Source organism: Pseudoduganella sp. UC29_106 (genome assembly GCF_044055365.1).
Taxonomy (GTDB): domain Bacteria; phylum Pseudomonadota; class Gammaproteobacteria; order Burkholderiales; family Burkholderiaceae_D; genus Rugamonas.
The window spans coordinates 3,634,701-3,658,746 of record NZ_CP171977.1; the positions used below are offsets into that span (position 1 = coordinate 3,634,701).

The following is a 24,046-nucleotide window of genomic DNA, read 5'->3' on the forward strand; positions in this document are numbered from 1 at the left end:
AGGACTGCATGAACTCAGTAAAAATTGTCGAGGCTTTCTGGGCAGCGGTATGGCAAGGAAAAGATTTCGACGCCATTGACCGCTTTTGCGTGGAAGACTTTGTCATTACTTCCGGAGGTATCGATATCGTTTCGAAATCGAAATTTAAAGCTTGGGTGAAGCAATTCAACCAGTTGGTCACTAACCTGCAGTTCGAGGTTGTCGAAACCTTTCAGAATGAGGACGGCAGTCGCGTCGCCTCGCGCTGGATTGTCAGCGGCCGCAACAATGGCGTGTTCGGGCTGGCGCCAGACCAGCGCGAAGTCCGCTTCACTGGCACAGCGGTATGGCAAGTTCGTGAAGACGGCAAACTGGTTCACAACTGGGTGGAGCGCGCTAGTTGGGAGGCTTATCAAACCTTAACACGGCATGGGTAACCACGCCATCGAAGTGATCCACTTGGATTGCATGGACACTCCGAGGCCGAGAACTCGGTTGGTCAATGGCCTAACTCAAGCCGTCCCAAAACCGTCGCCCTAGCGAAGTCCGTTGGCGCTTGGTCTTTGAGAGCCATGTGAGGCCGGACCTCATTGTAGTCCACGCGCCATGCCTCCACGGCGATTAGAGCCTCGTCCAAGGAGGTTAGCCAGTCACCCTACTCGACGCGCTCTACTACACTTCCATACAAACAACTGGGAGAAGACGATGTTATTTCATGTAAGAATGGATGTGAACTTGCCACAAACAATGCCTGAAGCGCAGTCCGCTTCCTTAAAAAAAGAGGAAATGGTTATAGCCCAGGCACTTCAGGCATGCCGCAAGTGGCGCCACCTATGGCGCATAGCCGGACAGTATGCGAACATCAGCGTGTTTGACGTCGACAGCATCGAAGAACTACATACGGTGCTCAGCACGTTGCCCCTGTTTCCTTTCATGAAAATAGAGGTCATGGCGTTGTGCCGCCATCCTTCGTCGATCCACGGCGACGACCGGTAGTAGGCCGTCGGTGAGAATCTTCATCACCGTGCCGCACATGGCGTCATTTTGCGCGGCGTCTGCCCGCAGGCTGTCGGTGCGCCACATCAGGCTCGGAGTTGCGGCGCTACATCGCCATCCATGCGTTGACGCGCTCCGACACGCCCATCAAACAAATCTCCGGGGATCTCGGATTTGCGGATCCGGCCTCGTTCCAACGCGCATTCGCGCAAGGACCGGACGTCCACCCGGCGCGTGGCGCCGCACCGCAGTATCTGCCAAGTAGAGACGGGCGAGCACTGGCCTCATCGAGCGGGCAGGCAGACGTTCCTTGCGATGGCAGCTTCCCAGTCAGCTTGCTGAATTGTGTGCCACGACGATCCACCGCGCCGTCGATCATCACCGAGCGCTCACCGGGAATGTTCGCGAAGGCGCTACGAACCACGGCCGAGGCGCGGGCGCGGATGTCATCGGGCTGATCAGCAAGCAAGCGCGACAGCGGGCCGAACTCGAACGTCATCCTGACTGTGTCGTCGATCGCCGCATCCCGCGTCCCGCCGTCGCCAAACGGAACCGATGCATCGAAGGGCGCGATAGCGATATCGGCAAAGCCGGCCACCGTCAGGATGCGTGTCACGCGAGCCCGGTCACCGAACGAGAATGGCCCGGGAGATCTCAATCCAACATGGACTGCTGGGCGAAGATACCCGCCATCGCGCCCTGGGATGATGCCTGGGTGACCGATGGCAAGAAAGGTGTAGTAAGGTCGCCCGCGGCGTAGATGCCGGGCACGCTGGTTTGGCGGCGCTCGTCAACCTTGAGGACGATGCCGGTGGGCGTATCGACCGTGGCAAGGCCCAGTGCTTCATGCAGGCTTGCGGACGGCTTGTTGCGCGGCTGGGCAAACAGCACGTCGACCGCGATATGGCGGCGGGTATCGAGATTGACAGTGGCGATATGGCCTTTGCGATGGGCGATCTCGACGATCCTACCGTCGGCGACGGCTATGCCGCGGCGCGCCAGGTCGGCCTGGATATCGGGTGGAATGCTATGACCGTCGGCGAAGACAGTCAACTTGTCGGTCCAATCGTAGAACAGCCTGGCAGACTGATACGACTGCGGGCCGGACCAGACCAGGCCCCAATGCTGGCCGGCGACCTCAAAACCGTCGCAATACGGACAGGGCACGACGGACGTGCCCCAGCTTTCGGCAAAGCCTGGAACATCAGGCATCTGGTCGGCGACGCCATAACTCAGGATCAGGCGGCGCGCCCCCAGGCTTTCGCCATCGCCAGTGAGGACGGAAAAATGGTCGATGGCGCCGGAGATGCTGTCGGCCCGGGCACTCACTAGCCTGATCGTGGGATAACGCGCCAGCTGCTGTCGCGCCTCGGCCAGGATGTCCAGCGGTGGCTTGTGATCGTGGCCAAGTAGGCCATGCGAGTGGCCGGCAAAGCGATTGCGCGGCAGGCCAGTATCGAGAACGGTGACCTTGCGGCGGGCACGGCCGAGCTGCAGGGCGGCGGCGAGGCCGGCAAAGCTTCCACCGATAATGATGACGTCACTCATGGTGATGGGCTCCACGTTGAGGATGGTAAGGGGGGCTGGGCCTGGCGTGCAATGTCGTCCAGCGCTACGCGCTCCAAGGTCAGGCAAGCCCGAAGGATTTCCGCAGGCCTTTCTCAACCGGGCCAGCTGGCATGAAGCGGCGCAACTTTGCCAGGAGAGAGGCCTCGCCTCGGGGCGTATGGCGCATCTTCCAAGCTCCCAAAGCAGCATCGACAATCGTGGCGGCTACGCCATCGGGCTCGGGGGCATTTTGGACATTGTTCTGGATCGCCCGGGAAGCGATGCCAAGCTCTTTGTTGTAGTCGGGGATTCTGGCCGCTGTTTGGGGCGCAATGAGATCTAGATTGGTTTTGGTAAAGGATGGTTCGACCAGCGACACCCGAATGCCGAATTGGCGCACTTCGTGGTCCAGCGATTCTGACAGGCCCTCGACCGCATGCTTGGACGCCGCATAAAACCCCATGTATGGCGCCGGCAGAAAACCAAGCACCGAGCTGACGTTGACGATCCTGCCGGAACGTTGCACTCGCATCTGCGGTAGAACTGCTTGCGCCGTGCGTAGGATACCGAACAGGTTCGTATCGAACAGCACGCTCGCTTCCGTGGTCGAAGTCTCTTCCACCGCACCGACGATGGTCGCCCCAGCGTTATTGACGAGGACATCGATGCGCCCGGCGCGTGCGACGATCTGCTGAAACGCCTGCTTAACGGACGTGTCGCTGCGTACATCCATCTCCACCAGCTCGACGCCAGCCAACGGGCTCGTGCCGGCGATCGCCCGCACGGTTCCAAACACGCGGCAACCGCGCTTGGCAAATTTCTCTGCTGTGGCGCGTCCAATACCCGACGACACTCCAGTAACAACAATTATGGCTTCCGACATTTCCATTTCCTTTTCAATTAATGATGGCCGAGCCGTCCCGAGATTAGAGCCACATTGCCCTGCTTATCCATTTCGTCCTCCGCCCTGCTATCGCCGCCAGGTTGGATTTTGAACCAGATCGCATACATCGCCGGCAGGAAGACCAGCGTAAGAATGGTTCCCGCAAAGGTTCCGCCGATCAGCGTGTAAGCGAGCGTGCCCCAGAACACCGAATGGGTCAGCGGGATGAAAGCCAAGATCGCCGCCAGCGCCGTCAAGATCACCGGCCTGGCACGCTGCACCGTTGCCTCCACAACGGCCTGGAATGGATCCAGTCCAGCTCGCGTGTTGTCATGAATCTGCCCGATCAGGATCAGCGTGTTGCGCATCAGGATGCCTGACAGCGCAATTAAGCCCACCAGTGCGTTGATGCCAAACGGCTGCCCGAAAAGGATCAGCATCGGCACCACCCCGATCAACCCCAGGGGACTGGTCAGGAACACCATCACCATCGCGGAAATCGAGCGCACCTGGAAGATGATGATCAGCAGCGTAATCGCCAGCATGATCGGGAACAGCGGCAGCATGGCGGTAGTCGCCTTGCCCGATTCCTCAATGGACCCAGCTTGCTCGATGCGGTAACCACTCGGCAGCTTGTCAATCAGCGGCTGCAACTGGCGGCTGATAGCTGCAGATACGTCCGGCGGCTGCAGGCCCTCGGCGATATCGCCGCGCACCGTGATTGTTGGCATGCGGTCGCGCCTGCGCATCACCGGTTCTTCCGCGCGCACGTCAACCTTCCCCACTTGGGATAAAGGAATGCGCTGCCCGTTCGCGCCAGTCAGCGTGAAATCGGAAATCCTGGCGGGGTCGAGGCGAGCCGCACCAGCCGAGCGGGCTACCACTTGCACCGTGCGGATATCCTCGCGCACTGCGGTGATCGGCACGCCGCTCAAGAAGAACTGCAATTGCTGCGCCACCGCACTTGAAGTGAGGCCCATAGCTTGCAAGCGGTCTTGCTGCAAGGTGAAATGCAAGGATGGCGTGCGGGTGCCCCAGTCGGTATTCACCGTCCGCATCATCGCGCTGGCACTCATGACCTGCTGCACGTCGGCAGCGATATGGCGCAGCTTTTCCGGGTCGGCGCCAGTGACGCGATAGGCCACCGGGAATGGCGAGTACGGCCCGAAGACAAGCTGGGTGACGCGAACCCGCGCCTCGGGAGCCAGCCCGTCGGCAACCGCTTTGCGCAGACGCTGTTTCAATTCTTCCCGCTGCATCTGGTTATCGGTCCGCACCACAATCTTGGCAAACGATGGATCAGGCAATTCAGGCCCCATCGCCAGGTAGAACCGCGGCGCACCCTGGCCGATATAGGCCGTGACGATTTTTGCTTCGTCCTGCTTGGCAAGCCAGGCTTCCACTTTTGCGGCGGCGGCGCTGGTTGCGGTAATCGACGTACCATAAGGCATCTGCACTTCAACCAGGACTTCGGGACGATCCGAAATCGGGAAGAACTGCTTCTTCACTACCGCCATGCCTAGTACCGCTGCGACAAACAAGCCCACCACCGCACCCGCCACCAGCCACTTGCGGGCGATCACGCGCTTCAGGAGCTGGCGGAAGCGGTTGTAGCGCGGCGTGTCGTAGAGCGCCCCGTGACCGCCAGCCACTTTTTCGAAATCAGGCAGGAGCTTGACGCCGAGGTAAGGCGTAAATACCACCGCGACCACCCATGAAGCGATCAGCGCGATGCCGACGATCCAGAACATATTGCTGGTGTACTCGCCAGCAGTAGAACGGGCGAATCCATTTGGCATGAAGCCTACAGCCGTTACCAGCGTGCCGGCCAGCATCGGCGCCGCCGTATGGCTCCAGGCGTAAGCCGAGGCGGCAACGCGGCTGAAGCCCTCCTCCATCTTCACCACCATCATCTCGATGGCAATGATGGCGTCGTCCACCAGCAAGCCCAGGCCGAGAATGAGCGAGCCAAGCGTAATCCGGTCGAAATTCTTGCCGGTTGCCGCCATCACGATGAACACCGTCGCCAGGGTCAGCGGCACGGCTGCTGCTACCACGATCCCGACCCTCCACCCCATGCTGACAAAGCACACCACCATCACCACCAGCAGTGCAGCGAAGAACTTGAGCATGAATTCGTCGACGGCCGAGCCGATGTTCACGGCCTGGTCGGTGATCTTGCTCAACCCCATGCCCAGCGGCAGTTCGGCATTGATCGCGCCCACTTCCTTGTCGAGTGCCTTGCCGAGGTCAAGGCCATTCCAGCCCTCACGCATGACAATGCCCAGCAGGAGCGCCGGTTCACCGCCATTGCGGATCATGAACGTTGCCGGGTCTTCGTAGCCGCGCTTGACCGTGGCGATGTCGGACAGTTTCAAGGTTCGGCCCTGCGCCACCACCGGCGTATCGCGGATCTTCTGCAGCTGGTCGAAGGCGCCGTCCAGGCGAACCAGCACCTGCGGCCCCTTGGTTTCCACCGAACCGGCCGGTGTCAGCACATTCTGGCTTTGCAGCGCGGCAAACACGTCCTGCGGGCTGACGCCCAATGTTGCCAGCCGCTCATGCGAAAACTCGAGGTAGATGCGCTCTGCTTGCTCCCCGATGATGTTGACCTTTTTCACGCCCGGCACGCGCAGCAGGCGCTGGCGCAACGTCTCCGCCTCGCGTACCAGTGTGCGCTGCGGTTCACCCTTTGCCTTGAGGGCAAACAGAGCAAAGGTAACATCCGCGTATTCGTCGTTGACCAGTGGCCCAATCACCCCTGGAGGCAGGTTGCTGATTTCGTCGCTGACCTTTTTGCGCGCCTGGTAAAAATCACCCTGCACTTCAGACGGCGGCGTGCTGTCCAGTAAGGTCAAGGTCGTAAAGGCCAGGCCAGGACGGGTATAGGTCTCGCTGCGGTCGTACCAGCGCAATTCCTGCAAACGCTTCTCGATCTTCTCGGCGACCTGGTCTTGCATTTCCTGCGCCGTGGCGCCGGGCCAGGCAGTAACGATGGTCATCACCTTGACGGTGAAGGCAGGATCTTCCGCCCGTCCCAATTTGAAGAATGCAATGACGCCTGCCAGGGAGATCAGGCAAATCAGGAACAGGGTGACGGAGCGCTCGCGTACCGCCAGCGCTGACAGGTTGAAGCGCCCTTCGCTCATGGCCGCCCCGCAACGGTTGCAGCAACAGCCTGGCCAGCTACACGCACCCGGTCGCCTTCATGCAGCAAGTGCGCACCGAGGGCAACGATGCGATCGCCCTGTTTAAGACTGCCGGCAATCCGCGCGCTGTCGTCGTCCATGCCCTGCACGGCGACCGGCCGCCATGAGACCTTGGCCGGCTCCCCCCGCCAGCACCCAGACACCCGGCCCCTTCCCTGCATCGAACAGCGCGCCAATTGGCACGCGCAGGCCGCCCGACGCCTGCGCGTTCGCTAGCGGGACCTGGATGGTGACAGTGGCGCCAAGCGGTGCATTCGAGAGCTCGCCTTCGAGCACAAAACGGGCCTCGAACGTGCGCGTCAGCCGGTCGGCGGAATCGGAAAGTTGGCGCAGCCGGGCCGGCACTGATAGTTCCTCCTTGCCAAACAGTCTGGCTTGCGCGGTGGTGCCCACGGCCGGGCGCAGTGTTTCCGGCAACTGGATGACGGCTTCGCGCCGGCCGGCGTGCGCTACACGCACTACGATCTGCCCTGCATTGACGACCTGGCCCGGCTCTGCCAACGTTTCGACAACCACACCATCCGCATCTGCCACCAGTTCCGCATAACGGCTCGCGTTGCGTGCCACTTGCGCCTGCGATTCAGCCGCGCTGAGCTGCGCTTTGGCCGCATCTCCTGCCGCCTTGGCCTGGTCGTAAGCCGATGCCGAGATAGCGCCGGTACCGCGCAAGCCCCGGTAGCGGGCTTCATCGTCGGCCGTTTGCTGGGCGCGCGCCCTTGCAGCTGCAACCACCTCCAACTGGGCGTTGACCGCCAACTGCAGGTCGGCCGCATCGATACGCATCAGCAACTGGCCACGCTTGACGGTTTGACCTGCATCCACAAGCCGCTCCAACACCTTGCCGGCGACACGAAAACCCAGGTCGCTTTGTACTCGGGCAGCGACCGTCCCAGTGAACGTACGTGCATCGGCGACATCGCCCTCGACCCGACCGCCCTCACCAGCGGAGCGGCAGTACGTGGATCGGATGGCGGTTTTTCGCCACAAGCGGCCAGCGCGAGAGGCAAGACTGTCATGACAGACGAAAAAGCAAGGTTGCGGCGGCGCATAGGAATCCCGATAAGGAAACAAACAAGATTCCATTTTGCGACCAGTGACTATTTAAGTCAATAGTCACTATCATATTTTTGCCGCGCTGACGCTTTTAGGGAGACAGGCTTCGGAGCACCAGGCTGGACAATTGAAGCGGAGCCTCCTGTGCGGAGTCCAGTCCGTATTGCAACAGGACCGGGTTCAGGTACGGACGCATCACCAGGTAAATCGCAGTCACAGCCTCGTCGAGAGGCGTCTTTCGCTCGAAATCTTCCGTCTCGCGGCCTTGCCGCAGAATGTCCTGCAAGATGGACTGGATCCGCCGCTCATACACGCTGGTGGCTTCCCAGTTCCCCATGGCTGCTGCTGCCGCTATATCGTAAAGCTTGCGATTTTCGAAAAACAATCGCAGGCTCGATTCGACAATCGCCCTGAACATGCGGCGCAGCTTCTCAGGCGGCCTCTCAACCGCGTCGATGGCTGCCCTGACATCCGCCTCGATTTCAGCCAGGCAGTTCGCACAAATCTGCTCACCGATCGCCTGCTTGGATTCAAAGAACTTGTAGATATACGCCTTGGAAAAGCCGATCGACTTGGCCAAGTCGGAGACGGTGGTCTTTTCATAGCCATACAAACGGAAATGCTCACTCGCTGCGGCGACGATCTGGTCGCGCACTTCATGATCGGCCGGACCGCGGATGGGCTGGGGGTTACGGTTGCTTTATTCATGACCGACAGCTTACCGCCTGACTCCGATTTACACAACAAGTGACCCTTTAGTGATATAGTCACCTCGGAAATCATCTCCTGCGAAAGATAACCATGTTAAAAACCAGCGTTCTCATTACACTTGTTGCCAGCCTCACAACGGGCTGCGCGATCGGACCCAATTACGTTCGCCCCGACACGCCCCTGCCAGACCATTATCCCGGCCAGCAAGCCATCGAACAGCGAGGTACCCGTGCGCCAGAATCATCCAGTGCCTGGTGGGAAGGCTTTCGCGACCCGCAACTGAATCGCCTGGTTGCCCTCGCGTTGCGCCAGAACCTTGACATAGCCCAGGCTGCGGCCTGCGTTACCCAGGTCAGGGCCGGACTGACCTCGGCCAACGCAGCACTGCTGCCTTTTGCCAGCATCAGCGCCCAGGGTGCGCGCGCGCACCAATCGCTGGAAACACCTTTGGGGCAGATTTTGAGTTCTTCGCCTGGGTATAACCGAAATGGCAACACTTATGAGGTCAGTCTCGGAGCGTCATGGGAACTGGACTTGTTTGGCGGCTTGCGCCGAGATCGCGAGGCAGCACTCGCCGAATACCAGGCTTCAGAGGCTGGCGCAGCCGCCGTGCAATTAGCCGTGGCGGCCCAGACTGCCGACCTTTACATGACCATCCGCGGCCTGCAAATTCGCCTTGACGTCGCAGCCAGGCAAATTCAAACGCAGCAGGAACTCCTGGCCAAGATCAAGCAGCTTTACGACCAAGGCCTGGCAGCCGAACTACAAGTACGGCAAACCGAGGGGGCACTGGCGCAGGTACAGGCAACGGTGCCTGTGCTGCAGGCTGGGTTGGATGCGGCCATGAATGCACTGGACGTGATGCTTGGAAGCGCGCCAGGTACACACCGGCTGGATCTGGCGGAGGCACGCGGCGTGCTTCCCGCGATTCCCCAGTTCGCTTCCGTCGGATCGCCGCGCAATCTGCTCCGGCGCCGGCCCGACCTGATCGTTGCAGAACGTCGTCTGGCGGCATCGAATGCCCGAATTGGAGTGGCAACGGCTGAATATTATCCAAAGCTCTCCCTGAGTGGACTACTTGGCAGCACAACAGCCATTTCGGCCGGCAACCTGTTCTCCGGCAGCGCAAACCAGACCGCGGGGGTACTGGGCTTGCGCTGGCGCCTGTTCGATTTTGCACGCATCAATGCGCAAATCGAAGTGGCCAAAGGCCGCGAGGCCGAAGCGCTGGCGGCCTACCGCCTATCGGCCCTGCATGCAATGGAAGACGTGGAGAATGCCTTTTCCACCCTGGTCAACCGCGATCAGCAAGCCAGCATCTTGGCCGACGGCCTGAACTCGCTCGGCCGCGCGCGCGCGGCCTCGTTCGCGGCCTATCAGCAGGGACTTGTCAGCTTGGTTGAAGTGCTGCAAGCCGACGAAAACCTACTGCGAGCCACCGACATGCAAGCACAGGCTCAAATCGAATTGGCCCGCGCCGCTGTCTCTGCCTTCAAAGCGCTGGGCGGCTGACAACCCTATAACCGACGATATCGGTGGTAGCCAAAAAAATAATGGCTCCAAATCGGAGCCATTAAATGTTTATCTACGTTAATTCTAGTTACTATTCTGTCACTCCCACTCGATTATAACGAAAGTTCTAAGCCCTTGAATCCACGATACTTTGCAATAACTCGTGCAAACGACACCAGCAGAAATACCATTATCTATTGTTCGTTTAGAGCGCCCTTTTAATCACGATTCACCTCAATTATCTTACGCCTACAATATAATGCGATCAATGATGTTCGTTTGCTCGGTTTCAACAAAAAAATCCTATGCAGACGAAAGTTTTTAGTTGACCAGTCACGCCGCCTTCTGAGGCGATTCTGACCTGCTACCCAATTTAGTACGAAACCTTACTTGAGTCTGCAGTCAAATGACCCGCCCCCAGAATTAGTACCGGTCTTAAGTAGAAATTTCCGGCTTCATGGATGAGCTCAATCGGGCCCTTTCCCTGGCCTGACAGGCGAACTCGGCTGGCGTGGCCCACTGCAATGCGGAGTGGGGACGCGTCTCATTATAGTACTGGCGCCACTCCTCGATTTTGGCCTTGGCATCATCAAGGGATAAGAACCAATGGGCATTCAGGCACTCCTGTCGGAAGCGTCCATTGAAGCTTTCGACTTTGGCGTTATCGGTTGGCCTGCCTGGCCGGCTGAAGTCCAGTTCGACCCGATGCTCATAGGCCCATTTGTCCATGGCCTTCGAGATGAACTCGCTACCATTGTCGACCTTGATTGTGGTCGGCAATCCGCGATGCGCGACGATACGATTCAGCGTGGCGACCACGTCCTCGCCCTTCAGGCTTTGCCCCACGTCGATGGCCAAACTCTCGCGCGTGTAATTGTCGACCACGGTTAACGCCCGCAGCTTGCGCCCATCGAACAAGGCATCGGCAACGAAATCCATGCTCCAGATCTCGTTGATGGCGGTGGCCAGTTGCTTCGGTTGTCGCAGCCTTGCCGACTTATTCCTCTTGGGGCGCTTGAGACGCAGGGATAACCCTGCTGCCTGGTACAGGCGATACACACGCTTGCAGTTGTCCAGCCAGCCTTCCCGCCGGAGCATGACGTGAATACGGCGATATCCGTAGTGCACGCGCGTGGCGGCAATTTCTTTGATGCGCATGAGTAGCGAGGCCGCATCACGGGCCCTGGACTGATACCCGTACAGTGAACGCGACATCCTGAACAACGCGCAGGTTTGCGTCAAACTGGCTCGGTAGCGGTTGAGCAACTCATCGATCAGCAGCCGTTTGCGGGAAGGCTTCAGAGCTTTTTTGACAGCACATCCTGCAGCATGGCTTTATCCAGCGACAGGTCCGCCACCAGCTTTTTCAGCTTGGTCTTTTCCTCTTCCAGCTGCTTGAGCCGACTCACCTCCGCTGGCCCCAAACCGCCGTATTTCTTCTTCCAGTTATAGAACGTGGCATCGGAAATGCCCATCTTCCGGCAGACTTTTTCAATGGGCGTTCCCAATTCCGCCTGTTTCAGCGCATAGGCGATCTGTTGTTCGGTAAACTTGCTTCTCTTCACGGCATGCCTCCCTTCATGAGGTAGAAATCATGCCGGATTTTCTAGCTTAGAACGGTATTATTTATTGGGGTAGGGTCAAAGGAGAGAGATGGTGCCCCAGGGTGTGGTGTATGAAGAGGTCGCCGGAGTCGGCGTTTAGGAAGGCTGCTTGAGGGCGGCCATTGTGATTCTTAAGGTAATGTTGGGTTTGCGAAGACCTTAACTCAACCTAAGGGAAACACAATGACCAACGCCACTATCGCACTATCCGAGCTCGCCGAAAAGGGGGCGGATGCAGATTTCATCCGTCAGACCTTGCAACATGCCCTGCAGCGGCTCATGGAAATGGACGTGGAAGCGCTTTGCCAGGCCGCCTATGGCGAGCGCAGTGAGGAACGCATCAACAGCCGCAACGGCTATCGCGACCGTGCTTATGAAACCCGGGCCGGCAAAGTCGATCTCAAAATACCAAAGCTGCGCAGCGGCAGTTATTTCCCCGGCTTCCTAGAGCCACGGCGCACAGCCGAAAAGGCGCTAACAGCGGTGATTCAGGAGGCCTATATTCAGGGCATCTCCACCCGCTCAGTCGATGAACTGGTCAAGGCTATGGGCATGACCGGCGTCTCCAAGAGTCAGGTCTCGCGGCTGTGCGAAGAGATCGATGAGCGGGTACAAGCTTTCCTTGGTCGGCCTATCGAAGGCGATTGGCCTTACCTGTGGATCGATGCCACCTACGTTAAATCGCGTCAGGCCGGCCGAGTCGTGTCAGTGGCCGTGATAATCGCGGTGGCCGTCAACACTGACGGCGTGCGCGAAATCCTTGGCGTGGCGACCGGCCCTTCCGAGGCTGAGCCTTTCTGGACCGAGTTTCTGCGCGGCCTGACGCGGCGAGGGCTGCGTGGCGTTAAGCTGGTTATCTCGGATGCCCATGAAGGGCTGAAGGCGGCCACCAGCAAGGTGTTGAAGACAACTTGGCAGCGTTGCCGTGTGCACTTTATCCGTAACGCCCTGGCGCATGTTGGTAAAGGCCAGCGCCAGGCCGTACTGGCCATGATCAATACCATCTTTGTGCAGGAAAGCGCCGAGGCAGCCAGCGGGCAGTGGCGAACAGTGGCCGACCAGCTGCGGGCCAAATTCTCCAAGCTGGCTGCCATGATGGATGACGCCGAATATGAGGTTCTATCCTTCATGAGCTTTCCCAAGGCGCACCGAACCCAGATTCACAGCACCAATCCGTTGGAACGCCTGAACGCCGAGGTCAAACGCCGCACTAACGTTATTGGCATCTTCCCCAATGACCGCGCCATCATCCGGCTCGTGGGCGCCTTGATGCTGGAGCAAAATGACGAGTGGTCACTGCAACGCCGATACATGCAGCTTGAAGGATTGCAGTCCTTGAGCGACAATCAGTCCGCACGGCTCTCTGCCGTGATCAACTGATCGGGGACCCAGCCCCTTGAGAATCACTTCTCGTACACCACTCCTGGGGACACCATCAGGAGAGAAGCGTGACCAGGCCCATGTGAAAGGACTGCTTGCGGGTGCGAGGCCTCGTCAGACTTCGCCACCGGAAAAGGACTACGCCCCTGAAAAATCAGGGGCGTAGTCTTGGTTTGATGCCGAGAGCTGCGCGGTGCAGCCAGACCGGGAATAACTCCATCCGGTCATTCACTTGGCATCGCCTGGTGTGCAACGCACGCGCGTGCAACGTGGCTGCCTGACAAGGACTCTAGCGTGGAGGTGCGGCGATTGCGCCAGCCCCCAAACAAAACACGCTGCAGAGTGGATTCGGCAATTCCCTGATACCGCAAGAACAAGACAGCATAACGCCAGCCATACCTGTATATCAGCTCAAGCGCGTATTCAAGGCAGCGACTGGCATGGTCATTACGTCTTTGATCGCAAGTGCTCATCGTCATCATTTCCGCTCTATCTCGAAAAATATCCGAACGCTGCGTGAGGCGCGGCTAGTTGGCACGACCCGACACGGCCAATGTGTGTGCAATCACGAGTTAAGGATCCCGCACAAAGGAACGCTGCTCGACAACGGATGCATGGCGCACCAGCGCTACCGCTGTCCTTTCCTGCGATCTGGAAGATGGCTCACTACAGCTTCGCTGGTCTGGTGAACTAGCCGACGAAAGATAGAGATCATCAACCCTGTCCGCACGCCGGCATTCAGGGCCAAGCGCTGCGGAAACCTCTCACCAAATGCTTTACGCGCCCCCACCCCTACCGACATCTTTTGCGCCGTCGAGCTGGCCGTTCTCCTGATCATGCCGCCTGCCATGTTGGCTGGTCCAGGGTTGTTGTGCATGAGATGGTGAAGTGGCGCAGGCCACGACACCGATCACTCAATCACATCCATTGGTAGCGTTGTAGTTCCCGGCGCAGTGCACAGTTGAGCATGACCTCTGCTCTCGGCCGCTTGCAGCCGCCCCGAAGCAGGTAAGAAGGCAGCAATTACCTACAATGGTTCTGCGCATGGGCGCCGCATGCCATAGTTGATGACGCGTGCCACGACTCGAGACGGAACGCTATGTGTCCGGAGATATTCCCCAGCGATCCGAAAGCCCTTATTAAAGTTCAACTCAAAGCCCGTGTCGACGATTACAGCAAGGCCGGCGTCAATTCGCCGTTCGTTTTTCATGATGGCCTAATTGGAGGGGCATCTCTCCAGCATAGTCACATTCCACAAGATAGCCAGACAAACTGCATCGCACCGTACCCAATGTGGTGCGTTCCTTCTACGGCCAGCGTCCCATAACAATTGCGATGGATCCGCGCCGCAAAGTCGTCAGCGCAATCGGCATTTAATCGTGTGCCGGTGCACACGCAATTGCCGTACGATTCAAGGTCCCACCAAGAAACAGCCATTCCCACTCTCTAGCCTGTTGTGTAGAAGTCGCAATGACTCAAGGCTAACATCATGGCTCAAGTTGGATCCCGCGTGCTCCTGGTCGATGACAACCACGACGCTGTCGATATGTTTTCAGAACTGCTCGGACTATACAATGTCGAGAGCCGAGTGGCCTACGACGGCTACTCCGCCATCACGCTCCTCGCAGAATGGCCCGCAAGTATTGTCTTCCTCGATATTGTGATGCCCGGCCTGGATGGCTATGAAACTGCCATCGCGATGCGTTCTCTGCCTGGATTTGCCGACCTTCCCATCGTGGCCTGGTCTGGATGGGATGGGCAACATAATGATGAAGCTTTCTCTCGCGCCGGGATGGTCTGTCGGCTGACCAAGCCGGTTGACCTGCAAGACGTACTGGATTTGATTCACCTGTACGAAGCCCGGCAATAGATAGCATTCACGGTAGGCTAACAATCACACCGTGCCAGAACAGGCTGTGGCAGCGCGTCTGCGTCCTGGCGTGCATCGCGACACCAGCGTCCTCCGAAAGCGCTAGCGAGCAGATTGCGCCGTAGCCGCCATCGTGCGCGCGCGGTCTAAAATCCTATCCGTAGCTCGCCAGGCGCCATGCAAAGCGCCGCAAAGGATGCTGTCCAGAACGCCCAGCGTCGACGCACCACCCTTTCAGGCCGGTCAGTAACTGCTCTTGCGTCGACGACGATCGCTGCCACAACTTCTCCAGCGCCTGCCGCGCCACATGCATCTCATGAAGCGCCGCACTATACGCCATCACTTGCTCCAGATCGACTCGCTCCTCGCCAGTGAGATGACAAGGAGCGCGCAGCAACAGGCGCTTGGTCCGCACTAGCGCTGAGCGTGGAACCTGTTGCGCCAACGTCGCGCGTTCCGAATGAAAGACCGCCACCGTCAACATCGTCATTTCACGAATCAAAATGGCGCGATTCCCTAGCACCTGCCTCAACGTAGCCAATGTTGGCGCGAACTGTCCAACCCTGCGCTTCAATGGTTCGCGCGCGTGCCGAACCGACGCGAGGCGCAGCCGCCGCAGCAGGCTGATATATGCCCATCCGATATCCAGCTCAAACCAGCGAACGGAGAATTTTGCCGATGTCGGAAAAGTGTGGTGATTGTTATGCAGCTCCTCTCCGCCGATTAACAGGCCGAACGGCACAATGTTTGTCGCCGCCTCCTTGCAGTCGTAATTGCGATAACCGGCATAATGTCCAACCCCATTGATCACGCCGGCGGCCAGGAAAGGAATCCACATCATCTGGCAGGCCCACAGGGTCAAACCCCACGCGCCGAATAGGACCAATTCAATCAGCAGCAGCAAACCGACACCTTGCCAGGAATATCGGCGATAAATGCGACGCTCCATCCAGTCATCCGGCCCGCCCCCGCCAAAGCGCGCGACCAGCGCGGGATCCTTGATGGCATTTCTGTACAGCTCCGCGCCGCGCCACAAAACCTCGTTCAGCCCGACCACCTGAGGACTATGCGGATCATTCTCTGTTTCGCAATGTGCGTGATGCGAGCGATGGACCGCCACCCACTCCCGCGTCACCATACCGGTGGTTAGCCACAGCCAAAAGCGAAAGCAATGGGCCACCTCCGGTCGCAAGGTGAGCGACCGATGGGTCTGGCATCGATGCAGGTACACCGTCACAGCGACAATAGTCGCATGCGTTGTCACCAGCCCAACCAGTAGCATCTGCCACCAGGTAAACGCCAAGAGCCCTTCCGCCGCCAATTGCAGTTGCATCACCATATGGGTCGTCCTTCAAATCCAAGAGCCTACAAATTCGGATGTGCAGTGGCAAATGCGACTGCGTCGCACAGCTTCTCGTAGCGATAGCCGCCATAGAGAAAGCGGCAAGCGACATATACGACACCATGCAACTTCATCAGCTCCTCCTCCAGATCAGAAGGGCGATAAGGGACCTCCCAGTGCGCCTGGAACGCATCATCAGGTAGAAAGCCGTCTTTGAAGTGCTCCGAGGCGGCATAACGCAACGCATCGGCAAATTGGTCGTAGCGGTGCTGCCGGAACGCATACCGTTTTCCATCGAAGGATATTTCGAAGCGCGCCCCAAGACTTTCGTCCATTTGCTGGGGCCCGCCAATTTCATACGTGCTCAACATGTGGTACTCCAATCAGGATCTATTGAATGCATTCAAAAACTCAGAATCTGTCTGCGCGCATGTGCTACCGCATCCAGATCAGCATCTTCCCGAGTACCGAATGCATCCTCTGGGAACACGATAAGCCGTTTGATCTTGTCGGGCCAATGCAAGCTAGTGGAATCGGTTGGCGGTGGCATGTATTTGAGTATTGCCGTTGACGCGTATCTCACCGTGCCATCCTGGCACCTGAATTCTGCGCATCGCAGCATGATCTTCCAACCACGGAACCATGATGGTGTTCGTCGATGCATTGCAATGCTCCTCCGCTCGCCGTCAGGACATTTTCGGGAAGGAGGTGGTGACGAGCAAGTCCTGCATTCCGGAGTAATACGATATCGACAGACCTATTGCAGCTGCGGCGCACATGAAGGCGACGCTTGATGCTGTGGCCATTTTCTGTGCTCTACGGTGCAGAGGGAGATGGGCAGAAAACGCCCTATTGGCTAAGTACCTGTGACCCACTATACGCGCACAGAACGCAATAACCTAACGAATTCGCGGAAAGGCTTTAAGATACCCGTCGTACCCGAGCGCCAGGTGTCAAGCCTCACATTGCGTCAACTTCACTAATGAGCGCAGTGACAACCCTGCAGCGCAATACTCGGCATAACTTGTGCTCACCCCGCCGAATGCTGCATCGCTTGTGCCTCGCCGGCTGCAATGCGATCCTCGCGTGCAGTAATCGAATCAACGTTACCGTCGATCTGGCATGCATTACTGGAGTCGCTGACGCCGACGAACATGGAATTGATATGGTAGGTGCAAACCTCGCACTAGAAGCTTGTCGTGCCGGCTCCGCGGGAGTTAGCCTGTCAGAGCGCTCTAGTTCAGCAGGCGGGTTCACCTGGACAGCACTGGCCGGAATCGTATTCGGCCTGAAAAGGGCAGTCTCCTCGGCACTATAGTGCCTGCGGCGATCGCATTGACTGCCGCGAGGCATTTCTCTTTTGCATGCGCTGATATTGCGCGCCAGCGCTAGTCGGGTAATGGAAGGGTGAGGCCAACAAGTAGCGCCGTGCGGCGATTGGTCGGCCTTAGGTATTGGCGCTCCACGCCTCAACGAGAACGCCCAACCTCACATGCGTATTTCAAATAAGACGAATGTTGCTCGCCTTTTCACCTTTGGGACCGTTCGCGCGCTCGAACGAAACGCGTTGGTTCTCGGACAGACTCTTGAAACCAGCCGATTGGATGTCCTGGAAGTGTGCAAATAGATCAGCACCGCCTGAGTCCGGGGTGATAAAGCCAAAACCTTTGGCGTCATTGAACCATTTTACTGTTCCGGTTTGGGTAGTCATTTTTAGTCCTTTCAAATGCATGGGCAAGACGCCCGGGCGCACATTTGACCAAGAGGGATAACGGAGGGCATCAAACAGGACCGCGCGACGGCGAGACAGGAGAGAGGGACCAACAATAAGACGACTTGATATAGTGCCAGAGTCACCATACAGGATAACCGTCGGTTTTCCTAATCATTTCGCATTTATTTGGCAGTCGGCTGATTTCCCAAACCGCACCCCGGCCGCTGGGGAGCTTCGAACGCCGCCAGATACAGCGACCTGCAAACAACATCAGTGTGCGGCCAGTATCCTCAGCGCCACTACTTCAGCAAAGCGCCGGCGCTGTCCCCGAAAGAACCAAATAAATATTTAATCGCATCCAACGTGCGCGCTGTGCAAGCGCGTATAGTAGGTGTATCGCACCCTCGCGCCTGTTCTCAATATGGGCTCTGCCTTGCCTGGCCTCATCGCACAGGCAATCCCGTAAATCCCATCATTCCTTGCTCCGCTCGCGTGCAACACTTTTTAGCTCGACGGAGACTGCCATGCCCAATTCATCCCCCTCTCCACGCGGCCAGCGTTCGTCGCCGCAATTCCGACATCGGTATCGCTACGATGCCGACTACATGGAAAGCGTGCTTGACTGCGACGCTGTGACCGCTATCGCCTCTGCAGTGGAGTGCGCTGTCTCGTTGATCGACGATGGGTCAAATGAGATCGAAGCGAGCGAAGAAAGACATGCTGCATACGAAGCGCAGGCAATGAGGTAGCTCCGATGACACCAATTACATCAGCAAGCAGAAACGATGACCGGCGCCGGGATAGCGAAGCGGCCAAGCTTGTCACGTCGGCGCTTCGGCTCAACAATGTAAAGGGGCGGGTGCCGGCTTGGCATTATTTACGCAAGCGTTCAATTTCCGCACAAATTCTGATACGCGTACTGTCCCCGCACGGTCCGCGCCGAAGTAGTGATGCCCGCCCCATTCAACGCGGGCTTACCGTACCAGGAGCCACTGGGGTAGGAAGCGAACACTGCAGCGTGCAGGCAGGCGGGCGCGGATGCGGCCACCTCGCCGCCATGCGGCGCGTTATTGTTGTACCGGAACTGATTTGCGAATCTGCCGTGTACTCACTCCAAATAGAAAGCCGCGAATACGCTGAGAGCTTACTTGGGATGTATAGCCTGAAGAAGGCGGCCACGGTCACGCGAGTACTCTATCAAGCAAAGTAGCGGTGAAAGAAGGCCGGCGGCCAAACCGAAAATTCCTAATTCAGCCCGCGCCACATGCGGTACTGCGAAGGATGTTCTTCGCATTCTATTGCGAGCGGCAACACCTGGGCCTTGTTGTATGTCACTCGGGCGCAGATGCTCCGTGCTTGAGATGGGGTTTATATGGAAAATATGCTGCAGTGGAAAGCCTCCTATTACCGCTCGGATGGCAGCCCCGGTCTGGTCTACATGGCGCTCCCCAAGGAACCAATGATTGCGGATCTCATGGATTCAATTCTTGGGTGCGATGTAGACAGCCAGTACCTGATCGTGAACGCTGAGCCCGGCGCAGATCGTACGGCGCAAGCGATAGCGTTCTTTGAGGCGAATCACATTACGGGGCTTTATGTGCGATCGTTAGACGACCTCCTCGATTCGTCCTCGGACGCGTAGCTCTCTACCGGCTCGATGCACCCAGCCGCCAAATGGGCGATCGAAGTGTCTAGAGGGGCCGCCACAAATGACTGCGCATGGGATTCAATGCGTGTGCCGATACAAGGATGCATCATCAATGGAGGTTGTATGGAACTGATTGAAGCGGAGGAGCTCGCCGAGTTCGAGCATATCCTACGCGAGAATCGATTGCCGCCTAATGAATTTTCGCTGAAGGCTACAGACACAACGGATCCCAAAACCGACGAAATTCAGGCATTGCAGGGTGAATTGACCATCTGCCGCGAATCGACTGGTCAAACAAAGCAATACGTCATTGGCGACGGCAACTCCTGGCTAATGTTGTTTCGTAATGACGTCAGGAGTGGCGCCTTTCTCGACCAGAGCTCACGGAAAGCACGTCCCTTAACGCGACGCCCAAGCGCGACATAACCTCCAGCATGGTTATGCCGACGCTGCGGCGTCAAGAATCTGGCAATCACACTGCAGGCAGGTCTGTGCCACGCCAGTCCTTCGTAGGGGCTACCTATATGGCAATCCCCTTTTACTGTGCAATACTTCAGTAACTTGAGGCACCTCGCAAATGAGCAACCTGACTAAAGTAATCCGACGAGAAGATATTTTGACCGCTGAGCTCGTTCAATACGGCATCGCCCTGCGCGGCATCATTGGGCTTGCAGAGGCGCGGCGATATTTGCTCTCCCGATGCGTTCCGTTAACGGTCGTAGAACGGGTACTGTCGATCGGAGGATTTCCTCGTCGCTTGAAATCGTGGAAAGAATAGATGCCAGTCCATGCAAACAAGCAGGCGTCAGGCACTGCCTGCGACCTGTCGCTTTTACATCCCCGCATTGCTCAAGATATTTCTATGAAATTAGGTTGAAGCCTTCACTCAACTGCTGCTCATCATCACGTTGCGCGCCCGGTATCGAGGCCAGTAGACGCAACGTCAGGTGCCCAGCGCCTCGGTACCGACACCTCATCCACAAGAGCTAGTCAGAAGGCCCTCACGCCGAGTGATGTGAAGCGCAGACCACAGTGATCGAATGGCGTGCTCCGCTCGAACGGAGTGCATGCGCGCAAACGATCGGCCCGGCCTGCAGAGCAGGTTACGGTTCGACTCGGCAGGCATCGGCGCAAATGCCCAGTTATTGTTGGCTGCACACGGCCCGACCGGTCCAATGACCGCTCCAGCGCGGGGTGTCCTGATTACAGACCAGGTGCAGGGCGTCCAACTGATGAACACCATTGCCAAGCCAGTGCGCGATGGCAATGCGCGCAGCGTCATCACATTTGGCAGACTCGCTCATTTCATTGTGCCAAAGGCTTCCGGGAAATTCCACCGAATACTTGAACTCACCGAACAGGGAGTGGACGGCCCAAATCGATATCTGCGCCATCGTCTGCAATACAGAAACGTGGAGATGGGCCTCGACACCAGGTCGGACCACAAAATTCAACTTCATGAGAGCTCCCTATTGGGGCACGGAAAGGCGTGAGACTTCCGAGCAGACTACAAGTTCGGATGACCTGCGGCGAAGGCGATGGCATCGAACAATTGGTCGTATCGATAACCACCATACAGATAGTGCCCCTCGACATACACGATGCCATGTCGTTTCATGATGGTTTCATCATCGTCAGTCGGATGAAATGCCACCTGCCAGCTTGGCCGAAACGACAGGTCACGCACGAAGCCATCCTTGCCATATTCCACAACCGCATAGCGCAACGCATCCCGGAACAATTCGTATTGGTACTGACGGAACACGTACCGTTTTCCATCGAAAGAGATCTCAAAGCGCGCAGCCAGGTTTTCATCCGAATCCTGGCGTGCCAACGTATCACGCGGACTGCCCATGCTCTTGCTCTCGCAGCAGTCCGGGGCCTCATTCAGTGCTAAAACTTGGCGTTGACCTTTTGCAGCCGCATCATTATTGGCTTCTTCTCGCGTGTCAAAGGCATTCTCTGGGAAAATGATGGTACGCCTGATCTTGTCAGGCCAGTACGGACCGCTCCCGTCCGACGGTGGTGACAGGGTTTTAAGCAAGACGGTGGATGCAAACCTGATCCTTCCATCGTGACAATTGAACTGGGAACATCTTAGGGTAATTTTCCATCCTTGAAACCACGAAGTCGTTTGACGGCGCATAGCGCTCTCCATCACTCGATTTCGGGCTCATCCTAGGAAGGAGGTGGCGACGAGCAAGTGCCCCTTCCCGGCGCAGTACCGGAGGCGCGTAAGGTGCGCATGTGTGGTTCCCACGACGCCCTCGGGCCTTGGGGCGATTGCATATTCACTGCCGCGCCGAGGAAGACCGGTAAAAAATGGCAATGGCGGCGGGGGCCAACTACCCACTATACGCTCACAAGCTGCAATGACCTAACGAATTCAGCATCCCAGGCACCTTACGATTACCCGCAACTGCTTCTCATCGGGCGGGCGCGCCGTCGCGCGTCTGCCAACGAATTGGCCGTGATTCAATGGAAGCTCGCCGGCTCATGCTAGCGCGCGGCTCGTCGCCTGCCGCGCAGTCCGTGACGGGACGCGCAGGCCCAACTGCCGTCATTGCTGATAGCGCCGCCTTTCAAACCACTTCATCAGCGGTTGCACGGTAATGCCGTGAACCAGAATCGACGCAGTGACGACCCCTAAAGTCAATGTGACGAACTGTTGTGCAATCCCTCCCGACACCCCGTGATTGAGCGCGAACATGAGGTAGTAAACCGAACCAATCCCACGGATTCCAAGCCATCCAACAAGCGCCTGTCTGTGCAAAGGAACAGTTGAGCCAGCCATTCCTAGCAAGATCGATGCAGGGCGCACAATCAAAAACAGCAGCGGGATAAACCACCACAGGCTGCTGGCACTAGCAATATAAGGCAACATGGTGCCGATCATCAGGACAACGCCAAGCTCAGCGATCCTTTCAAGCTGCTCATTGAAACCAAGCACAGCGCGCGTCATGACGCCGCTGGCATGATGTGAATGGGTAGCAGCGTCCTCAACGTCCGGTTGGTGCTCGCCGGGAATCCGTCCCAGGGGTGCCGTTCCAGCCAGCGGAAAATTCCGCGCCCGTCGCAGCGCGAGGCCGGCAAAGAATACTGACAAAAAACCCGACGCCAGACAAAGTTGTGCGGCACCAAATGAGACAGCTATGACACCTAGCGAAAGAAACTCGTCCATGCCAACCGCACTGTGATGCCTCGTTCGCAAATGGATAACAAGTTTGCCAAGCGCCGCACCGAGAAGTGTGCCGATCAACCCGCCGCCAATGGTCGACCATATCAGATCCACCGTCCACCAGCGCCAACCGAGGTCGCCCAGATCATGCAACTGCATCATTCCCAATCCCAACAGGACAAGCGGAAATGCCGTGCCATCGTTAAGAGCGCCTTCACCTGCCAGACTGAACCGCGTTGGCTCATGATCTGAACCAGGCTCCGATTGAATCGCTGAGGCCAGAACAGGATCGGTCGGTGCCAGTATTGCCCCCAACAAGATAGCGGCGCCAAGCGGCAAGCCCAATCCATACATTCCCACAGCAGCAATCAGGCCAACCGTCAACGCCATCGACAAGAAAGCCAAACGATATGGCGCGATCCACCGACGGTCTAGCATCGGCACCTCGAGCTTCAATCCAACAGAAAATAATGAGATCAGCAATGCGATTTCAGTCATCAACTCGAGCGTCGCTGCATGTGCAATTGGCGCCAGGTCGATGACAGCGATCCCGTATGGACCGAGCAACACGCCAAGCCCTAGATATATCATTGCGCCACTGAGCGGCAGGCGCGATACCAACGTCCCAATGAGCATCATTGCGATCAGGATCAAGCCGGCTAGAAGTGCCCATGTTGCGTTCGACATTGCAGATCTCCATTAGAAGTGCGCTCCTAATCTTCGCCCCAATGCTGTCATCAGTCGGCCCCGGACCAAATCGCCGAAGGTCGAAACGCCACTGGCCCGACAACTATTCCGCGCGGCGATTGCGTGGACCGTCGATCAAGACAAGGCCGCCGTGAGATCGGTGAGACGATATCCAGTTAAGCAAAACGGCTAGTTTGAAAGCAACAAACTGTTGCCGAGGAACTCATGTGCGCAGCGCGGCCTCAGCTCTTCTGACCATAGATGCTGCAAGCAATGCTTCACTAACGGACGAGCGTAACCAGTTCGGGTGCTGCGAAGCCGATCACCTTGGGGCCGAAACGATTTAGGATCAAAGGCAAATGATTTCAAAGGCTCACTTGCGGCGATTTTCCACGCCGAACCGCTTACACAGCGCAGGTCGCGCGACGGTGCAGCAGCGCCGCTGCAGTATAGATGTTTACCAAATATTACGCGTCTTCTCTCGCGGAATTGATCTACGCTTGCTGGCCCGCGGAAGACAGTTGTCAGTCTTGAGCGTACACTTAAGTCAGCACAACACAGCTAATACATTCACATGGACAAAGATTCGCCAGCCATAGATCTCGCATTAGTTCACTCAACCAAATGCCAGCAATTACTGGACGAGGAAGAATTGAATGAGGCAATACGCTACTGTATTGCGCAAGGGATCGAACCGCCGCTCCCGCCATGTGACAAGCGAGCCCCAGATTA

Annotated in this window: 20 protein-coding genes and 2 pseudogenes; 8 read left to right on the top strand and 14 right to left on the bottom strand. The window is 57.6% G+C overall.

Annotated features, from left to right (window positions below):
* Positions 1–8: 8 nt before the first annotated feature.
* Positions 9–416: an ester cyclase gene (locus ACHMW6_RS18290; RefSeq protein WP_395408486.1), complete on the top strand. Its 408-nt coding sequence runs from the start codon at positions 9–11 to the stop codon at positions 414–416.
* A 62-nt stretch (positions 417–478) separates the two neighbouring features.
* Here the strand turns inward: ACHMW6_RS18290 and ACHMW6_RS18295 are convergent, their stop codons facing one another.
* On the bottom strand, positions 479–616 hold the full coding sequence (locus ACHMW6_RS18295; RefSeq protein WP_395408487.1) for an integrase core domain-containing protein: 138 nt from the start codon (positions 614–616) through the stop codon (positions 479–481).
* A gap of 68 nt (positions 617–684) precedes the next feature.
* Between ACHMW6_RS18295 and catC the strand changes: the two genes are divergently transcribed.
* Positions 685–975 carry a muconolactone Delta-isomerase gene (gene catC / locus ACHMW6_RS18300; protein ID WP_395408488.1) on the top strand — a complete coding sequence of 97 codons (291 nt, stop codon included), beginning with the start codon at positions 685–687 and terminating at the stop codon, positions 973–975.
* Between the two features lie 330 nt (positions 976–1,305).
* Here the strand turns inward: catC and ACHMW6_RS18305 are convergent.
* The 6 genes and pseudogenes from ACHMW6_RS18305 to ACHMW6_RS18330 all read right to left on the bottom strand — a co-directional run.
* Positions 1,306–1,627: pseudogene (locus tag ACHMW6_RS18305) on the bottom strand (SAM-dependent methyltransferase); the annotation flags it as partial.
* 2 nt (positions 1,628–1,629) lie between these two features.
* The gene (locus ACHMW6_RS18310; RefSeq protein WP_395408489.1) at positions 1,630–2,523 is read right to left on the bottom strand and encodes an NAD(P)/FAD-dependent oxidoreductase; all 894 of its coding nucleotides are present in this window, start codon (positions 2,521–2,523) and stop codon (positions 1,630–1,632) included.
* Between the two features lie 79 nt (positions 2,524–2,602).
* Positions 2,603–3,406 carry an oxidoreductase gene (locus ACHMW6_RS18315; RefSeq protein ID WP_395408643.1) on the bottom strand — a complete coding sequence of 268 codons (804 nt, stop codon included), beginning with the start codon at positions 3,404–3,406 and terminating at the stop codon, positions 2,603–2,605.
* 17 nt (positions 3,407–3,423) lie between these two features.
* A complete protein-coding gene (locus tag ACHMW6_RS18320; RefSeq protein ID WP_395408490.1) occupies positions 3,424–6,555 on the bottom strand; it encodes an efflux RND transporter permease subunit in 3,132 nt (1,043 codons plus the stop codon).
* A pseudogene (locus tag ACHMW6_RS18325) lies at positions 6,552–7,664 on the bottom strand (efflux RND transporter periplasmic adaptor subunit). The gene ACHMW6_RS18320 and the pseudogene ACHMW6_RS18325 overlap by 4 nt, the downstream one beginning before the upstream one ends.
* A 95-nt stretch (positions 7,665–7,759) precedes the next feature.
* A complete protein-coding gene (locus ACHMW6_RS18330) occupies positions 7,760–8,323 on the bottom strand; it encodes a TetR/AcrR family transcriptional regulator (protein ID WP_395408491.1) in 564 nt (187 codons plus the stop codon).
* Between the two features lie 146 nt (positions 8,324–8,469).
* Between ACHMW6_RS18330 and ACHMW6_RS18335 the strand changes: the two genes are divergently transcribed.
* Positions 8,470–9,891, top strand: coding sequence for an efflux transporter outer membrane subunit (locus ACHMW6_RS18335; protein ID WP_395408492.1), 1,422 nt, complete (start codon positions 8,470–8,472; stop codon positions 9,889–9,891).
* Between the two features lie 435 nt (positions 9,892–10,326).
* Here ACHMW6_RS18335 and ACHMW6_RS18340 read toward each other — a convergent pair.
* Positions 10,327–11,456 (bottom strand): IS3 family transposase gene (locus ACHMW6_RS18340; protein ID WP_395408493.1). Its coding sequence is split into 2 segments (ribosomal slippage): positions 10,327–11,204 and positions 11,204–11,456, totalling 1,131 coding nucleotides; the frame shifts between segments, so codons are not numbered across the junction.
* A 222-nt stretch (positions 11,457–11,678) separates the two neighbouring features.
* Here ACHMW6_RS18340 and ACHMW6_RS18345 point away from each other — a divergent pair.
* Positions 11,679–12,875: an IS256 family transposase gene (locus ACHMW6_RS18345; protein ID WP_395401553.1), complete on the top strand. Its 1,197-nt coding sequence runs from the start codon at positions 11,679–11,681 to the stop codon at positions 12,873–12,875.
* A 1,489-nt stretch (positions 12,876–14,364) separates the two neighbouring features.
* Entirely contained in the window at positions 14,365–14,745 is a 381-nt protein-coding gene (locus tag ACHMW6_RS18350; RefSeq protein ID WP_395398732.1) for a response regulator, read from the top strand.
* 154 nt (positions 14,746–14,899) lie between these two features.
* Here ACHMW6_RS18350 and ACHMW6_RS18355 read toward each other — a convergent pair whose 3' ends face one another.
* The 3 genes from ACHMW6_RS18355 to ACHMW6_RS18365 form a co-directional block, all read right to left on the bottom strand.
* Entirely contained in the window at positions 14,900–16,084 is a 1,185-nt protein-coding gene (locus ACHMW6_RS18355; protein ID WP_395398734.1) for a fatty acid desaturase, read from the bottom strand.
* Between the two features lie 26 nt (positions 16,085–16,110).
* On the bottom strand, positions 16,111–16,458 hold the full coding sequence (locus tag ACHMW6_RS18360; protein ID WP_395398736.1) for a hypothetical protein: 348 nt from the start codon (positions 16,456–16,458) through the stop codon (positions 16,111–16,113).
* 1,130 nt (positions 16,459–17,588) lie between these two features.
* Positions 17,589–17,798, bottom strand: a complete 210-nt coding sequence (locus ACHMW6_RS18365) for a cold-shock protein (RefSeq protein ID WP_395398738.1) — start codon at positions 17,796–17,798, stop codon at positions 17,589–17,591.
* 1,375 nt (positions 17,799–19,173) lie between these two features.
* On the opposite strand from ACHMW6_RS18365, the gene ACHMW6_RS18370 reads away from it, so the two are divergent.
* The 3 genes from ACHMW6_RS18370 to ACHMW6_RS18380 all read left to right on the top strand — a co-directional run bounded on the left by ACHMW6_RS18370 (position 19,174) and on the right by ACHMW6_RS18380 (position 20,227).
* Entirely contained in the window at positions 19,174–19,443 is a 270-nt protein-coding gene (locus ACHMW6_RS18370; protein ID WP_395398740.1) for a hypothetical protein, read from the top strand.
* 129 nt (positions 19,444–19,572) lie between these two features.
* Positions 19,573–19,875 carry a transcriptional regulator gene (locus ACHMW6_RS18375; RefSeq protein WP_395398742.1) on the top strand — a complete coding sequence of 101 codons (303 nt, stop codon included), beginning with the start codon at positions 19,573–19,575 and terminating at the stop codon, positions 19,873–19,875.
* A 151-nt stretch (positions 19,876–20,026) separates the two neighbouring features.
* On the top strand, positions 20,027–20,227 hold the full coding sequence (locus tag ACHMW6_RS18380) for a hypothetical protein (RefSeq protein ID WP_395398744.1): 201 nt from the start codon (positions 20,027–20,029) through the stop codon (positions 20,225–20,227).
* 364 nt (positions 20,228–20,591) lie between these two features.
* On the opposite strand, the gene ACHMW6_RS18385 is transcribed toward ACHMW6_RS18380, so the two are convergent.
* The 3 genes from ACHMW6_RS18385 to ACHMW6_RS18395 all read right to left on the bottom strand — a co-directional run bounded on the left by ACHMW6_RS18385 (position 20,592) and on the right by ACHMW6_RS18395 (position 23,314).
* On the bottom strand, positions 20,592–20,909 hold the full coding sequence (locus ACHMW6_RS18385; protein ID WP_395398746.1) for a hypothetical protein: 318 nt from the start codon (positions 20,907–20,909) through the stop codon (positions 20,592–20,594).
* Positions 20,910–20,956: 47 nt separating this feature from the next.
* The gene (locus ACHMW6_RS18390) at positions 20,957–21,493 is read right to left on the bottom strand and encodes a hypothetical protein (RefSeq protein ID WP_395398748.1); all 537 of its coding nucleotides are present in this window, start codon (positions 21,491–21,493) and stop codon (positions 20,957–20,959) included.
* A 516-nt stretch (positions 21,494–22,009) separates the two neighbouring features.
* On the bottom strand, positions 22,010–23,314 hold the full coding sequence (locus ACHMW6_RS18395; RefSeq protein WP_395398750.1) for a cation:proton antiporter: 1,305 nt from the start codon (positions 23,312–23,314) through the stop codon (positions 22,010–22,012).
* Between the last annotated feature and the right edge of the window lie 732 nt (positions 23,315–24,046).

Bases quoted from the DNA above. Each gene is read 5' to 3' on its own strand.
- ACHMW6_RS18290 (WP_395408486.1), top strand. From the start codon at position 9: ATGAACTCAGTAAAAATTGTCGAGGCTTTCTGGGCAGCGGTATGGCAA.
- catC (WP_395408488.1), top strand. From the start codon at position 685: ATGTTATTTCATGTAAGAATGGATGTGAACTTGCCACAAACAATGCCT.
- ACHMW6_RS18310 (WP_395408489.1), bottom strand. From the start codon at position 2,523: ATGAGTGACGTCATCATTATCGGTGGAAGCTTTGCCGGCCTCGCCGCC.
- ACHMW6_RS18315 (WP_395408643.1), bottom strand. From the start codon at position 3,406: ATGTCGGAAGCCATAATTGTTGTTACTGGAGTGTCGTCGGGTATTGGA.
- ACHMW6_RS18320 (WP_395408490.1), bottom strand. From the start codon at position 6,555: ATGAGCGAAGGGCGCTTCAACCTGTCAGCGCTGGCGGTACGCGAGCGC.
- ACHMW6_RS18335 (WP_395408492.1), top strand. From the start codon at position 8,470: ATGTTAAAAACCAGCGTTCTCATTACACTTGTTGCCAGCCTCACAACG.
- ACHMW6_RS18345 (WP_395401553.1), top strand. From the start codon at position 11,679: ATGACCAACGCCACTATCGCACTATCCGAGCTCGCCGAAAAGGGGGCG.
- ACHMW6_RS18350 (WP_395398732.1), top strand. From the start codon at position 14,365: ATGGCTCAAGTTGGATCCCGCGTGCTCCTGGTCGATGACAACCACGAC.
- ACHMW6_RS18355 (WP_395398734.1), bottom strand. From the start codon at position 16,084: ATGGTGATGCAACTGCAATTGGCGGCGGAAGGGCTCTTGGCGTTTACC.
- ACHMW6_RS18360 (WP_395398736.1), bottom strand. From the start codon at position 16,458: ATGTTGAGCACGTATGAAATTGGCGGGCCCCAGCAAATGGACGAAAGT.
- ACHMW6_RS18365 (WP_395398738.1), bottom strand. From the start codon at position 17,798: ATGACTACCCAAACCGGAACAGTAAAATGGTTCAATGACGCCAAAGGT.
- ACHMW6_RS18370 (WP_395398740.1), top strand. From the start codon at position 19,174: ATGGAAAATATGCTGCAGTGGAAAGCCTCCTATTACCGCTCGGATGGC.
- ACHMW6_RS18375 (WP_395398742.1), top strand. From the start codon at position 19,573: ATGGAACTGATTGAAGCGGAGGAGCTCGCCGAGTTCGAGCATATCCTA.
- ACHMW6_RS18380 (WP_395398744.1), top strand. From the start codon at position 20,027: ATGAGCAACCTGACTAAAGTAATCCGACGAGAAGATATTTTGACCGCT.
- ACHMW6_RS18385 (WP_395398746.1), bottom strand. From the start codon at position 20,909: ATGAAGTTGAATTTTGTGGTCCGACCTGGTGTCGAGGCCCATCTCCAC.
- ACHMW6_RS18395 (WP_395398750.1), bottom strand. From the start codon at position 23,314: ATGTCGAACGCAACATGGGCACTTCTAGCCGGCTTGATCCTGATCGCA.